This is a genomic window from Streptomyces sp. NBC_01506, assembly GCF_045040295.1.
Lineage (GTDB): Bacteria > Actinomycetota > Actinomycetes > Streptomycetales > Streptomycetaceae > Streptomyces.
Genome location: NZ_CP109422.1, coordinates 6,232,460 through 6,245,865, shown reverse-complemented (window position 1 = coordinate 6,245,865; position 13,406 = coordinate 6,232,460). Strand labels below are relative to the sequence as shown.

General features: G+C 69.0%; 16 protein-coding genes, 1 tRNA gene and 1 riboswitch. Of the genes, 8 read left to right on the top strand and 9 right to left on the bottom strand.

Annotation, left to right across the window (positions count from 1 at the left end; all coding sequences use genetic code 11):
- Nucleotides 1-21: 21 nt before the first annotated feature.
- The 3 genes from OG329_RS27785 to OG329_RS27775 all read right to left on the bottom strand — a co-directional run bounded on the left by OG329_RS27785 (nucleotide 22) and on the right by OG329_RS27775 (nucleotide 1,238).
- Nucleotides 22-342, bottom strand: coding sequence for a DMT family transporter (locus OG329_RS27785; RefSeq protein ID WP_405799013.1), 321 nt, complete (start codon nucleotides 340-342; stop codon nucleotides 22-24).
- Nucleotides 343-373: 31 nt separating this feature from the next.
- Nucleotides 374-444, bottom strand: a riboswitch (guanidine-III (ykkC-III) riboswitch).
- Between the two features lie 73 nt (nucleotides 445-517).
- Nucleotides 518-820: a co-chaperone GroES gene (locus tag OG329_RS27780; RefSeq protein WP_189107154.1), complete on the bottom strand. Its 303-nt coding sequence runs from the start codon at nucleotides 818-820 to the stop codon at nucleotides 518-520.
- 97 nt (nucleotides 821-917) lie between these two features.
- The gene (locus OG329_RS27775; protein WP_405799011.1) at nucleotides 918-1,238 is read right to left on the bottom strand and encodes a DUF3618 domain-containing protein; all 321 of its coding nucleotides are present in this window, start codon (nucleotides 1,236-1,238) and stop codon (nucleotides 918-920) included.
- 158 nt (nucleotides 1,239-1,396) lie between these two features.
- Here OG329_RS27775 and bcp point away from each other — a divergent pair, with 158 nt between their 5' ends.
- The 5 genes from bcp (at nucleotide 1,397) to OG329_RS27750 (ending at nucleotide 5,165) form a co-directional block, all read left to right on the top strand.
- A complete protein-coding gene (bcp, locus tag OG329_RS27770) occupies nucleotides 1,397-1,864 on the top strand; it encodes a thioredoxin-dependent thiol peroxidase (RefSeq protein ID WP_405799010.1) in 468 nt (155 codons plus the stop codon).
- Nucleotides 1,865-1,988: 124 nt separating this feature from the next.
- Entirely contained in the window at nucleotides 1,989-3,485 is a 1,497-nt protein-coding gene (locus OG329_RS27765; protein ID WP_405799008.1) for an MFS transporter, read from the top strand.
- A 170-nt stretch (nucleotides 3,486-3,655) separates the two neighbouring features.
- Nucleotides 3,656-4,336: an HNH endonuclease gene (locus tag OG329_RS27760; RefSeq protein WP_405799006.1), complete on the top strand. Its 681-nt coding sequence runs from the start codon at nucleotides 3,656-3,658 to the stop codon at nucleotides 4,334-4,336.
- Nucleotides 4,333-5,028, top strand: a complete 696-nt coding sequence (locus OG329_RS27755; protein ID WP_405799004.1) for an HNH endonuclease signature motif containing protein — start codon at nucleotides 4,333-4,335, stop codon at nucleotides 5,026-5,028. Before OG329_RS27760 ends, OG329_RS27755 begins: the two co-directional genes overlap by 4 nt.
- Before the next feature lie 53 nt (nucleotides 5,029-5,081).
- A tRNA-Leu gene (locus tag OG329_RS27750) sits at nucleotides 5,082-5,165 on the top strand.
- A 47-nt stretch (nucleotides 5,166-5,212) separates the two neighbouring features.
- Here OG329_RS27750 and rdgB read toward each other — a convergent pair.
- The 4 genes from rdgB to OG329_RS27730 all read right to left on the bottom strand — a co-directional run bounded on the left by rdgB (nucleotide 5,213) and on the right by OG329_RS27730 (nucleotide 7,471).
- Nucleotides 5,213-5,815: an RdgB/HAM1 family non-canonical purine NTP pyrophosphatase gene (gene rdgB / locus OG329_RS27745; RefSeq protein ID WP_405799003.1), complete on the bottom strand. Its 603-nt coding sequence runs from the start codon at nucleotides 5,813-5,815 to the stop codon at nucleotides 5,213-5,215.
- A 45-nt stretch (nucleotides 5,816-5,860) separates the two neighbouring features.
- A complete protein-coding gene (locus tag OG329_RS27740) occupies nucleotides 5,861-6,244 on the bottom strand; it encodes a hypothetical protein (protein WP_405799001.1) in 384 nt (127 codons plus the stop codon).
- A 128-nt stretch (nucleotides 6,245-6,372) separates the two neighbouring features.
- Nucleotides 6,373-7,110, bottom strand: a complete 738-nt coding sequence (rph, locus tag OG329_RS27735) for a ribonuclease PH (protein ID WP_405798999.1) — start codon at nucleotides 7,108-7,110, stop codon at nucleotides 6,373-6,375.
- Between the two features lie 127 nt (nucleotides 7,111-7,237).
- Complete coding sequence (locus tag OG329_RS27730; protein ID WP_405798998.1) at nucleotides 7,238-7,471, bottom strand: glucose PTS transporter subunit EIIB; 234 nt, start codon at nucleotides 7,469-7,471, stop codon at nucleotides 7,238-7,240.
- A gap of 203 nt (nucleotides 7,472-7,674) precedes the next feature.
- On the opposite strand from OG329_RS27730, the gene OG329_RS27725 reads away from it, so the two are divergent.
- Both OG329_RS27725 and OG329_RS27720 read left to right on the top strand, forming a co-directional pair.
- On the top strand, nucleotides 7,675-8,958 hold the full coding sequence (locus tag OG329_RS27725; protein ID WP_405798996.1) for a PTS transporter subunit EIIC: 1,284 nt from the start codon (nucleotides 7,675-7,677) through the stop codon (nucleotides 8,956-8,958).
- A 299-nt stretch (nucleotides 8,959-9,257) separates the two neighbouring features.
- Nucleotides 9,258-10,520: a PTS transporter subunit EIIC gene (locus tag OG329_RS27720; protein WP_405798994.1), complete on the top strand. Its 1,263-nt coding sequence runs from the start codon at nucleotides 9,258-9,260 to the stop codon at nucleotides 10,518-10,520.
- Between the two features lie 91 nt (nucleotides 10,521-10,611).
- On the opposite strand, the gene OG329_RS27715 is transcribed toward OG329_RS27720, so the two are convergent.
- On the bottom strand, nucleotides 10,612-11,364 hold the full coding sequence (locus OG329_RS27715) for an MBL fold metallo-hydrolase (protein ID WP_405798993.1): 753 nt from the start codon (nucleotides 11,362-11,364) through the stop codon (nucleotides 10,612-10,614).
- A gap of 198 nt (nucleotides 11,365-11,562) precedes the next feature.
- On the opposite strand from OG329_RS27715, the gene OG329_RS27710 reads away from it, so the two are divergent.
- Nucleotides 11,563-12,084, top strand: coding sequence for a type II toxin-antitoxin system PemK/MazF family toxin (locus OG329_RS27710; protein ID WP_405798991.1), 522 nt, complete (start codon nucleotides 11,563-11,565; stop codon nucleotides 12,082-12,084).
- A gap of 50 nt (nucleotides 12,085-12,134) precedes the next feature.
- Here the strand turns inward: OG329_RS27710 and OG329_RS27705 are convergent, their stop codons facing one another.
- Nucleotides 12,135-13,307 carry a hypothetical protein gene (locus tag OG329_RS27705; protein WP_405798990.1) on the bottom strand — a complete coding sequence of 391 codons (1,173 nt, stop codon included), beginning with the start codon at nucleotides 13,305-13,307 and terminating at the stop codon, nucleotides 12,135-12,137.
- Nucleotides 13,308-13,406 lie beyond the last annotated feature (99 nt).

Genomic DNA, 13,406 nt, shown 5'->3' with positions numbered 1-13,406 from the left:
CGGATTCTCGGTGACCGATCCTCAGTGACCCGACGTCGCCTTCAGACCGACCACGGCCACCAGCAGCAGACTGACGAAGAAGATCCGGGCGGCGGTCGTCGGCTCACCCAGTGCCACCATGCCGACGATGGCCGCACCGGCCGCGCCGATCCCGACCCATACGCCGTAGGCCGTACCGATCGGCAGCGTCTTGGCGGCCTGCGACAGCAGCACCATGCTGACGACGATTCCGGCACCGGTGAACACGCTCGGCCACAGCCGGGTGAAACCTTCGGTGTACTTCATCCCGATCGACCAGCCGACTTCGAGCAGACCGGCGATGATGAGCAGGACCCAGGCCATGACGGCACCTCCGAGAAGAACGCGGACAACAGGTGCGTCGTCTTTCGATTGACCCGGTACGGCGCGTCTCGGCGGGTCCCTCAAACGTAGCAAAGAGACGGCGGAAGGGCCCGGTGACGCTGGTCACCGGGCCCTTCCGCCGTCTGCCGTCTTGCCGTCTGCCGTCTGCCGTCTGCTAGAGGTAGAGCCCCGTGGAGTCCTCCGACCCCTCGAAGCGGTCGGCCGCCACCGCGTGCAGGTCGCGTTCGCGCATCAGTACGTAGGCCACGCCCCGCACCTCGACCTCGGCACGGTCCTCGGGGTCGTACAGCACCCGGTCCGCGGGCTCCACCGTCCGCACGCTCTGGCCGACCGCGACCACCTCGGCCCAGGCGAGGCGCCGCCCGACGGCGGCGGTCGCCGGGATGACGATGCCACCGGACGAACGCCGCTCGCCCTCCGGGATGTCGGTCCTGACCAGCACCCGGTCGTGCAGCATCCGGATGGGCAGCTTGTCATGGGAGGTGTCGAGGGTGTTGTCGCTCACACCCACGAACCTACCCGCCCGAACACGCGCCCCACGACGGACCCCGCACTCAGGGCCGGCGGCGGCGCGCCGACATCGCGAGCAGACCCACCACACCGACGACGACCAGCGCCACCGGGACAAGCCGCTCCAGCCGCGGAGCGCCGTCGTCCGAGACGAACCTGTCCTTCACACCCGCCACCGTGCGATTCACCGCGACAAACGCCTTGCCCGCGGTCTGGTCCACCCGGGAAACCATCCGGGCCTTCGCGTCGCCCACGATCGTCTGCGGGTGCACCCGCACCCCGATCTCGTCCAGCGTCTCGGCGAGCTGGTCGCGCCTGCGGACGATGTCCGCCTCGATCTGCGCAGGGGTCCTGGCATCCGACACCGCGCTGCCTCCGTCGTCGTGTCCGATTGATTGGTCCTTCGATCCTTCGCCTTCACCGACAGTCTGTCAGCTCGGCGGCTCTCGCACCCCGCGGCGCCCCTACTACGCTCGGCCCGATACACCCGGGCGACCTGCCCGCCCCCGTACCGAGGAGAACCATGAGCGAGCGACTTCAGCCGGGCGACACCGCCCCCGCCTTCACCCTGCCCGACGCGGACGGCAACGACGTCTCGCTCGCCGACCACAAGGGACGCAAGGTCATCGTCTACTTCTACCCCGCCGCCCTTACCCCCGGATGCACCAAGCAGGCCTGCGACTTCACCGACAACCTCGGCGTGCTGGCCGGCGCCGGCTACGACGTCATCGGCGTCTCGCCCGACAAGCCGGAGAAGCTCGCCAAGTTCCGCGACAAGGAGAACTTGAAGGTCACGCTGGTCGGCGACACCGACAAGGCCGTCCTCACCGCGTACGGCGCCTTCGGCGAGAAGAAGCTCTACGGCAAAACGGTGACGGGCGTCATCCGTTCGACCGTCATCGTCGACGAGGAGGGCAAGGTCGAGCGCGCCCTGTACAACGTCCGCGCCACCGGCCATGTCGCGAAGATCATCAAGGACCTCGGTATCTAGGTCGTGTCTTCGCGAGCCGGAGCCCCGCGACGCCACCACCGCCGTGGCTCCGGCTTGCGGCCCCACCCGCACGGTGCTGAGGCTTTCCCGAGGACTCACGTCCCCGAGGAAAGGACCCCGGACCATGGCGGCACCCGAGCACGAACAGGCTGTCGACTCCCCGGCGGCCCGCCGGCACCCGACCCTCTTCCGAGCGCTCGAACGCCGTAAGAACCCACGACTGCGCAGGTCGGACATCACCATCACCGACGAAGCGGCCGTCAAGCGGGCCGTGAAGGCGGCCTCGCTGGGCAATGCCATGGAGTGGTTCGACTTCGGCATCTACAGCTATCTGGCCGTGACCATCGGCCATGTCTTCTTCCCCACCGGCAACGACACGACCGAACTGCTCTCCTCCTTCGCGACCTTCGCGGTGGCCTTCCTCGTACGGCCACTCGGCGGCATGTTCTTCGGTCCTCTGGGCGACCGGATCGGCCGCAAGAAGGTCCTCGCCACGACCATGATCATGATGGCCATCGGCACCGGCACGATCGGGCTGCTCCCCTCGTACGCCGCGGTCGGCTTCTGGTCCCCCGCTCTGCTGATCCTCTTCCGGCTGATCCAGGGCTTCTCCACCGGCGGCGAGTACGGCGGCGCGTCCACCTTCATCGCCGAGTACGCCCCCGACAAACGGCGCGGATTCTTCGGCAGCTTCCTCGAATTCGGCACTCTCGCCGGCTACATCGGCGCGGCCGGGCTCGTCACCGCGCTCACCGCGTGGCTCGGTCCCGGCGGCATGGACGACTGGGGCTGGCGCGTACCGTTCCTCGTCGCCGCGCCGCTGGGACTCATCGGCCTCTATCTGCGGCTGAGACTGGACGAGACCCCCGCGTTCGCCAAGATGGAGCAGGGCGGGGTCCACGCGTCCGAGGCCGCCGACGCGGTCGAGACCAGCACCACCTCGGACCTCCGGAAGATCTTCCACGACCACTGGCCGAGACTGATCCTGTGCGTCTGCCTCGTCGGCGCGTACAACGTCACCGACTACATGCTGCTGTCGTACATGCCGACCTACCTCTCCGACCAACTCGACTACAGCGACACCCACGGGCTGCTCATCCTGCTCGGCGTCATGGTCGCCCTGATGGCCGTCATCAACCAAGTGGGCCGTCTCAGCGACCACTTCGGCCGCAAGCCCCTTCTGATGACCGGCATGCTCGGCTTCCTCGTCCTCTCCCTTCCGGCGTTCCTGCTGATCCAGCAGGGCGCCGTCCCCGCGATCATCGCCGGGATGGCGATGCTGGGGCTGTCCCTGGTCTGTCTCCTCGGCACCATGTCGGCGGCCCTGCCCGCGCTCTTTCCCACGAGCGTCCGCTACGGCTCCCTGTCGGTGGGCTACAACCTCTCCGCGTCGCTGTTCGGCGGGACGACCCCCTTCGTGATCACCGGCCTGATCGGACTCACCGACAACAAGCTGATGCCCGCGTACTACGCGATGTTCGCGGCACTGATCGGTGTCGGCGCGGTGGCCTGCATGGAGGAGACGGCACGTCAGCCGCTGGAGGGATCGCCCCCGTCGGTGGAGACGGCGGAGGAGGCGGCGGCGCTGGTCCAGGCGCAGGCGTCGGGGCTGAGGTTGTGAGGTTGTGAGGTTGTGAGAGCCGGGGCCGGCTGTCCCGGGCGGGCAGCCGATTTTCGCTCACCTCGACCGTGAGCGGTGCGAGTTATCCACATTTCGGACGTGACAAACCGATTAGCGGCTCGTTGGGCTGTACGGGACCGCGAACACGCGGTCGGATACGGAGCGAAAACATGCCGGTGAGTCCCTACACGCGGCAGCGCCTCGCCCAAGCGGCGGCCTCGTCGCGGACGTTGTCGGATGCGCTGGTCAAGTTGGGCGTGGATCCGAAGAGTTCGACACGGCGCTACATACAGGAACGCATGAGGACGATGGGCATCTCGACCGCACACTTCCAGCGAGAGGGAACGCGCTGGACCGAAGACGTACTCTCGCCCGCCGTCGCGGCCTCGGCGACCATGTGTGAAGTGCTGCGACGCCTTGGACTCGATGTGGTCGGCGGCCACCACACCCACATCAGCCGACGGGTGCGATCCCTCGGAATCGATACGTCGCACTTCGCTCGCCCGTCAGACGCGGGAAAGCCGAGGCGTCGGCGGACATCACGAGAACTGCTCGTGGAACAGGAAGCGGCCGTCGCGCGTCGTGTTCCGGGCGCGCGGCTGAAGGCCGCGATGGCCGCGCTCGGCGTCCCCGAGCGCTGTGCGTTGTGCGGTACGGACCCTGTCTGGCAGGGCCGGCCGCTCCCGCTCGAAGTGGACCACATCGACGGAAACTGGCAGGACAACCGATTGCGGAATCTCCGCCTCCTGTGCCCCAACTGCCATTCGACGACTGACACTTACCGGCGGCGCGCGAAGGGACGCCAGGGAGCGGCGGCACTTCCCGCACCGCGAAGGGCGGGCGGCCGGTGAGCGGGGGCGGCCGCTACTCACGTGCGCGTCTGGTCGAGGCGGCGGAGCGGTGCGTCGATGTGGACGAGGTCATCGCCTTCTTCGGCACACGCCCCTACGGCCATCTGCGCCGGTATCTGCTCAGGCGCTTCGCGCACTTCGGTATCGACGTCTCGCACTTCCGACGCCCCGGGGACATCCGGCGAGGGGAGGCGCGTCCGGACCCGGCCCGACTCGGCGAAGCCGTACGCCGGTCCCGTTCCGTCGCCGAGACTCTTCGCCGGCTCGGGATACCGGACAACGGCCGTCAGCGAGCCCGGCTCCGCGGCTGGCTGGCCGACGACGGCCTCGACACCTCCCACTTCCTGGGGCAGGCGCATCGGCGCGGCAAAGGCTCGCCGACCCCGGCGAGGAGCCCGGAGGACATTCTCGTCAAGCACCGGGGAAAGACCCGTACCAGAACCGTTCTCCTGCGCAGGGCGCTCCTCGAGACCGGCGTCGAGCTGCGATGTGTGGGGTGCGGGACAGGGCCCGAGTGGAACGGGCAGCCGATGACACTTGAGATCGACCACATCAACGGCGACCTGAGCGACGACCGCGCCGAGAACCTGCGGCTGCTCTGCCCGAACTGCCACGCGGTGACAGCCACGTGGTGCCGTGGTGGCGGAAGGCGCTCCTCGTACAGCTCGGCGGAGGGCGTGCGGGGCATGTAGGGCGCTATCGCGTATCGGAACATTCGCAGGCCCGATACCATGGCTGGCGACCAGCGGCCGTTGCTGAATTGGTATAAGCGCGACACTTAGGATGTCGTGGGAGAAATCCCATGTGGGTTCGAGTCCCACCGGCCGCACATGACCGATGGCCCCGTCCCAGCGGGGAGGGGGCCATCGGCGCGACTCAGCCCAGCAGTTCCCGCACCGCCGGTACCAGTGACCGGAACGCCTTGCCGCGGTGGCTGATCGCGTTCTTCTCCGCCGGGGTCAGTTCCGCGCAGGTGCGGGTGTCGCCGTCCGGCTGGAGGATCGGGTCGTAGCCGAAGCCGCCCGTGCCCGACGGGGTGTGGCGCAGGGTGCCGCGGAGTTGGCCTTCGGCCACCCGTTCCGTGCCGTCCGGGAGGGCCAGGGCCGCCGCGCAGGCGAAGTGAGCCGTGCGGTGGGGGGCCGTGATGTCGGAGAGTTGGGCCAGGAGCAGGTCGAGGTTGGCGCGGTCGTCGCCGTGGGTGCCCGACCAGCGGGCGGAGAAGATGCCGGGGGCGCCGCCGAGGACGTCGACGCACAGGCCGGAGTCGTCGGCGACGGCCGGGTGGCCGGTCGCGCGGGCCAGGGCGTGGGCCTTGAGGAGGGCGTTCTCGGCGAAGGTGACGCCGGTTTCCTTGACGTCCGGGATGTCGGGGTAGGCATCCGCGCCGACGAGGTCGTGGGTGAGACCGGCGTCGGCGAGGATGGCCTTGAGTTCGGTGATTTTCCCGGCGTTGCGGGTGGCGAGGATCAGACGCGTCATGCGTCGATTATCCGCCGGTGAAGCGGTGGGCCCGCGGTGGGTCCGTTACGGGGTGCAGACCTTGCCGATCTCGGTGGCCGCGTCCGTCACGGGGCTGAGGTCGGGGGTGGCGTCGCCGTTCTCGATGGCCTCGCGGACGGTGCCGACGCCGGTGTCGAGGTCGTCGACCGCCTTACTGAGGTCCGCGTTGTCGGTCTTGTCCTTGAGCTTGCCCAGCTCGGTGTCGATGTCGTTCAGCGCTTCCACGGCCTGCGTCGGGTCGTCCGCCGCGCTGGAGGCCGCCTGCTGGAGCTTGTCCACACTGGTGGCGATGGCGTCGGCGGTCTGGACGCAGTCCAGGGCCTTGTCGAGTGCGCCACAGCCGGCCGTCCCCGTGAGCGTGAGCAGGACGGCGGCTATGGTCACCGCGGTGCGTCGGCGCGAGGCCATGGGTGGGTTCCCTCCCTTGGTGCGGAAGGGCGTACGGGCAAGTCCGTACGCCTTTGAGAGTCGCGACTGTAACGACGCCCGCACCAGGGCTCTTGGTTGCCTCTTTACCTGACGAGCCGACTGACGAGCTATCTGGCCAGGGTTTCTTCCAGGACTGCGGTCTGGAGGGCGGCGAGGTCCGCGCAGCCGCCGGTGGCGAGGTCGAGGAGCGCGCCGAGTTCCTTGCGGTCGAAGGGTTCGGCCTCGGCGGTGCCCTGGACCTCCACGAAGCGGCCGTCGCCGGTGCAGACGACGTTCATGTCGGTGTCGGCGCGCACGTCCTCCTCGTAACAGAGGTCGAGCAGGGGCGCGCCGTCGACGATGCCGACGCTGATCGCGGAGACCGTTCCGGTCAGGGGCTTGCGGCCGGCCCTGACGATCTTCTTGGTCCTGGCCCATTCGACGGCGTCGGCGAGGGCGACGTACGCCCCGGTGATGGCGGCGGTGCGGGTGCCGCCGTCGGCCTGGAGGACGTCGCAGTCGAGGACGATGGTGTTCTCGCCGAGCGCCTTGTAGTCGATGACGGCGCGCAGCGAGCGGCCGATGAGGCGGGAGATCTCGTGGGTGCGCCCGCCGATCTTGCCGCGTACGGCTTCGCGGTCGCCGCGGGTGTTGGTGGAGCGGGGCAGCATCGAGTATTCGGCCGTGACCCAGCCTTCGCCGCTGCCCTTGCGCCAGCGCGGGACGCCCTCTGTTACGGAGGCGGTGCAGAAGACCTTGGTGTCGCCGAAGGAGATGAGTACGGATCCTTCGGCGTGCTTGCTCCATCCGCGTTCGATGGTGACGGGGCGGAGCTGTTCGGGGGTGCGGCCGTCGATTCGAGACATGGGTGTGAGCCTAGCGGGACGTGGGTGAGGGGCCTCGTTCCGGTTCTCCGCTGTACGTACGGCGCTTGCGCGGTGCTGTACGGCGGTTGTCCGGATCGGGCCCCTCTGTAGAAGGCCGTCCGAGCGGTTACATCATGTCTTCGATGTCGGCGGCGATCGGGTCGGCGTCGGTGCCGATGACGACCTGGATCGCGGTCCCCATCTTGACGACGCCGTGCGCGCCGGCGGCCTTCAGGGCGACCTCGTCGACCTTGTTCGGGTCGACGACCTCGGTACGGAGGCGGGTGATGCAGCCTTCGACCTCTTCGATGTTCTCGATCCCGCCGAGCCCGGCGACGATCTTCTCAGCCTTGCTGGCCATGTTGTGCTCCCTGCTGTCCAAGGGGTGTTGTCCCGGTGCACCGTGGGTCCGATTTTTCACGGTAACTCACGGTTGGCCCATCTTCACGGGCGGGTGACCGCCTCGTACCGAAAGATGACGGTCACCGGCGGTACGCCGTCCGTGGCCCGGCCTCGGGAGCGTATCGCAACTGGTCTACACCACTGTGCCACGGGAGGACGCGGATGAGTTCGACGGGTGCCGACGCGTCGGCCGTCCCTCCGGCGGTGCCCCCGCGGCGGTGGTGGAACGGTCTGTTCCAGGGGCTTCAGAAGGTCGGGCGCAGCCTCCAGTTGCCGGTGGCGGTGCTGCCCGCGGCGGGTCTGCTGGTCAGTCTGGGCAATCTCTTCGCGGCGTATCTGCACGGCCCCTTCTGGGACAAGACGACCAAGGTCTTCCTCCAGGGCGGCAACGCGATCCTGGACGGGAGTTTCGGGCTGCCGCTGCTGTTCTGCATCGGGGTCGCGATCGGCTTCGCCAAGAAGGCGGACGGGTCCACGGCGCTGGCCGCCGTCGTGGGCTTTCTCGTCTATCACAACGTCCTGGCGGCGTTCCCCGCCGACAACACGGTCACCGACGCGCTGCCGGAGGGCACGCCGCAGAATCCGGGGGTCCTCGGCGGCATTCTGATCGGGCTGCTCACGGCGGTGGTCTGGCAGCGTTTCCACCGTACGAGGCTGGTGGACTGGCTCGGCTTCTTCAACGGCCGTCGTCTGGTGCCGATCCTGATGGCGTTCCTGGGGGTGATCCTCGGGGTGCCGTTCGGGCTGCTGTGGCAGCCGGTGGGTGACGCGTTGACGTCGTTCGCGAAGCAGTTGATCGATCTGGGCGCGTGGGGCGCGGGCATCTTCGGTGTGGCGAACCGGCTGCTGATCCCGATCGGGATGCATCAGTTCCTGAACACGTTCTTCTGGTTCCAGGCGGGCGAGTTCACGACGAAGGACGGGACCGTGGTCCAGGGTGACCTGACGCGGTTCTTCGCCGGGGACCCCACTGCGGGTCAGTTCATGTCGGGCTTCTTCCCGATCATGATGTTCGGTCTGCCGGCCGCCGCGCTCGCGATCGCGCACTGCGCGCGGCCCGAGCGGCGCAAACAGGTGGCGGGGCTGATGGTCTCGGTCGCCCTGACGTCGTTCGTGACGGGCGTCACGGAGCCGCTGGAGTTCTCGTTCATGTTCGCCGCGCCGCTGCTGTACGGGCTGCACGCGCTGCTGACGGGTGCGTCGATGGCGATCACGTGGGCGCTGGGTGTGCACGCCGGGTTCAGCTTCTCGGCGGGGTTGATCGACTATGTCGTCAACTGGCATCTGGATACGAAACCTTGGCTGATCATTCCGATCGGGCTGTGCTTCGCGGTCGTCTACTACGCGCTGTTCCGCTTCGCCATCGTCAGGTTCAACCTGCCGACGCCAGGCCGGGAGCCGGAGGCGGTGGAGGAGGAAGTCGAGCGGGAGAACATGGGGAAGTGAGCCGGCGAGAAGTGAGCTAGGGCAGCGTTTCGCCAGGCCCTCCTCAAGGACCCTCGGACCCTTGGTCCGGGGGTCCTTGCGCGTGCCGGAACCGTGCCGGAACCATGCCGGAACCCGCCCGGATCCATCGAGTCCGGATCGAAAGAATTCGAAGGTTCCTTATTCAACCCTCACCATGCTACAACTGGTCTACACCACTCATAGGTGTAGACCACATGGCCGCGCGCCGTGTTCCGCAGGTCGCCGCCGCTCCCCATTGTCCCTGCTCACGGCGGTGCCTTGTCCTCTGGAGGAAGTTGATGTCCACGGCCAGCGCCGCCCCCGCGGCACAGAAAAAGGGCTCCGGCGTGATGTCCGTCATGCAGCGCATCGGCCGCAGCCTCATGCTGCCGGTCGCCGTGCTGCCCGCCGGCGCCCTGCTGGTACGCCTCGGCAACCCCGACATGCTCGGGCGCGAGTCGTTCCCCACCTTCATCACCAAGATCGCCGGCTACATGGCGGCGGGTGGCGGCGCGATCCTCGACAACATGCCGCTGCTGTTCGCCGTCGGCATCGCCATCGGCTTCGCCAAGAAGTCGGACGGCTCGACCGCGCTCGCCGCCGTCACCGGCTATCTGGTCTTCCAGAAGGTCCTCGCCACCTTCACGGACAGCAACCTCCCGCAGGTGGCGAGCGTCGTCGACGGCAAGATAGTCATGTCGGACGCCCCGGTGAACGCGGGCGTCCTCGGCGGTGTCGTCATGGGCGTCGTGGTCGCCCTGCTCTACCAGAAGTTCTACCGGACGAAACTGCCCGACTGGGCGGGCTTCTTCGGCGGCCGGCGGCTCGTCCCGATCCTGTCGGCCTTCGCCGGTCTGCTCATAGGCATCGTCTTCGGACTCATATGGCCCGTCCTCGGCGCCGGTCTGCACAACTTCGGTGAGTGGCTGGTCGGCTCGGGCGCGGCCGGCGCCGGTATCTTCGGTGTCGCGAACCGCGCGCTGATCCCGATCGGCATGCACCACCTGCTCAACTCGTTCCCCTGGTTCCAGGCCGGTTCGTACGAGGGCAAGAGCGGCGACATCGCGCGCTTCCTCGCCGGTGACCCGTCGGCCGGACAGTTCATGACCGGCTTCTTCCCGATCATGATGTTCGCGCTGCCCGCCGCCTGTCTCGCGATCGTCCACTGCGCGCGCCCCGAGCGCCGCAAGGTCGTCGGCGGCATGATGTTCTCGCTCGCGCTCACCGCCTTCGTCACCGGTGTGACGGAGCCGATCGAGTTCACCTTCATGTTCATCGCGCCGGTGCTGTACGCGATCCACGCCGTGCTGACCGGTGTGTCCATGGCCCTGACCTGGGGGCTGGGCATGAAGGACGGCTTCGGCTTCTCGGCGGGCGCGGTCGACTTCTTCCTCAACCTGGGGATCGCGACCAACCCATGGGGTCTCGCGCTGGTCGGGCTGTGTTTCGCGGCCGTCTACTACGCGGTCTTCCGCTTCGCCATCGTCAAGTTCAACCTGCCGACGCCAGGCCGGGAGACGGACGAGGAACTGGCCGAACTCCAGAAGGCCGAGGCCAAGTAGCCGCCCGGCAGAGGTTGTTGTACACGACGGTGCCCCCCGGCCTTCCGAAAGGCCGGGGGGCACCGTCACGTGCGCGTCGGGAGGACCCGTCTCAGACCTCGTACACCGCGCCCGGCGTGGCGAGTTCGGCCGGTCCGCCGTACACCGCCCGCGCGTCGTTCAGATTCCGCTCGGCGTCCGTCCACGGCGGGATGTGCGTGAGGACGAGTCTGCGCGCCCGCGCGAGGGCGGCGTGCTCGCCGGCCTCGCGGCCGTTGAGGTGGAGGCCGGGGATGTCTTCCTTGCCGTAGGTGAACGCGGCTTCGCAGAGGAACAGATCGGTGTCCTCGGCGAGTTCGACCAGTGCCTCGCTGACGCCGGTGTCGCCGGAGTAGGTGAGCGATCTGCCGTCGTGCTCGACGCGGATGCCGAACGTGTCGACGGGATGGGCGACCTTCTCCGTACGGACCGAGAAGGGCCCGATCTCGAAGGAGCCCGGCTTGAGCGTGTGGAAGTCGAAGACCTCGCTCATGGACTTGTCCGTCGGGGTGTCGGCGTGCGCGGTGGTGAGGCGCTGCTCGGTGCCGTCGGGACCGTAGACCGGGATGGTGTCGCAGCGTCCGCCGTCGTGACGGTAGTAGCGGACGACGAAGTAGCCGCACATGTCGATGCAGTGGTCGGCGTGCAGATGGCTGAGGAAGATGGCGTCGAGGTCGTAGAGACCAACGTGACGCTGCAACTCGCCGAGGGCACCGTTGCCCATGTCGAGGAGCAGCCGGAAGCCGTCGGCCTCTACGAGGTAGCTGGAGCAGGCCGATCCCACGGAGGGGAAGGAGCCCGAGCAGCCGACGACGGTGAGCTTCATGGAGCGTGAACCTCCGTGGCGTGGAAGGGGGGCGACGGGGGTCGTTCGGTCTGTCGAGCGTAAGGCGCTAAACGGCTGGTCGCTCCTCCACACCGGCCTGTTGTGGGGGAACTCACCTGCTCTGTCACCGGTTCGGGCGGACCTTGTCGCGGACGGCGCCCGGGGCCGTCCGGCGAGCGCGGGGGTACGGTCTGGGGCATGAACACGACCTGGTGGGTGGCTCTGATCGCCGTGGTGGTGCTGGCCATGATCGCCACGGTCGTGGACGGGCGCGGTCGCGGTCCGCGGCCTCCCCGCGGGCGCTCGCGGCGCCCCCGGCCGCCGGGCCGGACGGGCGGAGGGCCACCGCGCGGGCCCGCCGGGCGGAAGACCGAGGGCGGGAGCGGGGCCGGGGGCCGCGGGCCGCGGCCCGGCGAGATCTGGTGGGCGATGGTGCCGTACGAGGACGGGCCCGGGGCCAAGGACCGGCCGTGTCTGGTGCTCTCGGTACGGGGCCGTACGGTGCTGGTCGCGAAGATCACCAGCAAATCCCGCAGCAAATCCCGCGAGGAGCGCCCCGGCGTGATCGCGCTGCCGCCGGAGGCGGTGGGCGACACGGACGGACGACGCAGCTTCCTGGAGACGGACGAGCTGCGGCGGGTGGACACGAAGGCGTTCCGCCGCCGCGTGGGGCCCGCGGATCCGGGGCTGTGGCGGCAGGTCAGGCATCTGGCTCGCTGAAGCGTGTCGCGGCAGGCAGCGGCGCGGCAGGCGGTGGCGCGCGCCGCGCTTCAGGGCAGCGGGGCCGGTGGGTACTGGGGTGTGGCGTACGGGCGTGGGGTGTGCCGGGTCAGGACGATGGCCACCAGCATCGCCACGGCCGCCGCGAAGGCGCTGGTGACGTTCCAGCCGGTGGTGGTGTCCCGGTAGTAGTCGGAGAGCTGGTCGTACTGGATGCCCGCGAGGTCGCGGAGCTGGAGGTACGTGGCGATGCCGAGCAGCGTGAGCGCCGCCCCGCGCGCGGCCGGTGCGTTGCGCAGCAGCAGTACGCCGACGACGAGGAACGCCGCGATGAGCGCGCTGTGGTAGTACGTGAAACCGGGTGAGATGCCGTACGAACCACGGGACTTGATGTTCAGCAGCTCGTGCCACCACTCGGAGAACGCGCCCCGGCCACCCTCCGGACCGATGGCCTGGTCGAAGTCCCGCAGGGTGCGGGCGAACCAGAAGCCCTGGAGCGCACCGATCAGGATGAGCAGGACACCGGCCGCGCGCCGGCCGCCGGTCGCGGGCTCGCGGGGTACGTCGCGTTCGCGGGCCATCAGCATCAGGACGAGCACGGTGGCGGCGGCGAGGAACGCGAACACGTAGGTGAGCACGATCAGCGGGCCGTTCTCGGCGTCGAACATGCCCTCGCGGTAGTCGGCCCTGGTCAGGCCGCTGATCTGGCGGGCGCCGACGCCCAGGAGCAGGAACGCCAGGAGCAGGGTGGCGCCGCGCGCGGTGCGGCGCAGGGTGAGGGCGACGATGCCGACGACGAGCAGGGCGGCGGCGAAGGCCCATTCGTGGGCGGTGAACACCAGCAGCGGCGGGCCCGCGTCGACTTTCACGAGGCTGTCGAGGAACAGGTCCACGTCGGGGTCCAGCCGGTTCCACATGGAGACGAACCAGGAGACGAGGACGCAGGCGAAGACGAGGAGCAGGATGCCGGAGGTGACGTACGCCCCGAGGTACCGGCGCGACGCGCGGTCGGTGGTTCCCGGCGGCGCGAAGGGCTCGGGCGGGCCGAAGCCCGGCGGAGGGGAACCGGGCGGGGGGTAGCCGGGCGGGGGATAACCCGGCGGAGGGTAGCCGTATCCGGGGGCGGGTGCCGGTGCCGGGCCCGAGCCGGGGGCGTGTCCGGGCGCGGGTCCCGGGCCTTTCGGGCCGCCCGTACCACCCGCGCCGCTCCAGCGGTCGTCCATCTCTGCCCCCGTCGCCGATGTGTGCCGATGCGCGCTGCGTGCGCCAGCCGACACCGATCGTCACTGCCGGGAGCGGTGGTGCAACAGCCCCCTGCGGGG

Coding starts and splice junctions, on each gene's coding strand:
- OG329_RS27785 (WP_405799013.1), bottom strand. CDS start 342: ATGGCCTGGGTCCTGCTCATCATCGCCGGTCTGCTCGAAGTCGGCTGG.
- OG329_RS27780 (WP_189107154.1), bottom strand. CDS start 820: ATGCTGCACGACCGGGTGCTGGTCAGGACCGACATCCCGGAGGGCGAG.
- bcp (WP_405799010.1), top strand. CDS start 1,397: ATGAGCGAGCGACTTCAGCCGGGCGACACCGCCCCCGCCTTCACCCTG.
- OG329_RS27765 (WP_405799008.1), top strand. CDS start 1,989: ATGGCGGCACCCGAGCACGAACAGGCTGTCGACTCCCCGGCGGCCCGC.
- OG329_RS27760 (WP_405799006.1), top strand. CDS start 3,656: ATGCCGGTGAGTCCCTACACGCGGCAGCGCCTCGCCCAAGCGGCGGCC.
- rdgB (WP_405799003.1), bottom strand. CDS start 5,815: ATGACGCGTCTGATCCTCGCCACCCGCAACGCCGGGAAAATCACCGAA.
- OG329_RS27740 (WP_405799001.1), bottom strand. CDS start 6,244: ATGGCCTCGCGCCGACGCACCGCGGTGACCATAGCCGCCGTCCTGCTC.
- rph (WP_405798999.1), bottom strand. CDS start 7,110: ATGTCTCGAATCGACGGCCGCACCCCCGAACAGCTCCGCCCCGTCACC.
- OG329_RS27730 (WP_405798998.1), bottom strand. CDS start 7,471: ATGGCCAGCAAGGCTGAGAAGATCGTCGCCGGGCTCGGCGGGATCGAG.
- OG329_RS27725 (WP_405798996.1), top strand. CDS start 7,675: ATGAGTTCGACGGGTGCCGACGCGTCGGCCGTCCCTCCGGCGGTGCCC.
- OG329_RS27720 (WP_405798994.1), top strand. CDS start 9,258: ATGTCCACGGCCAGCGCCGCCCCCGCGGCACAGAAAAAGGGCTCCGGC.
- OG329_RS27715 (WP_405798993.1), bottom strand. CDS start 11,364: ATGAAGCTCACCGTCGTCGGCTGCTCGGGCTCCTTCCCCTCCGTGGGA.
- OG329_RS27710 (WP_405798991.1), top strand. CDS start 11,563: ATGAACACGACCTGGTGGGTGGCTCTGATCGCCGTGGTGGTGCTGGCC.
- OG329_RS27705 (WP_405798990.1), bottom strand. CDS start 13,307: ATGGACGACCGCTGGAGCGGCGCGGGTGGTACGGGCGGCCCGAAAGGC.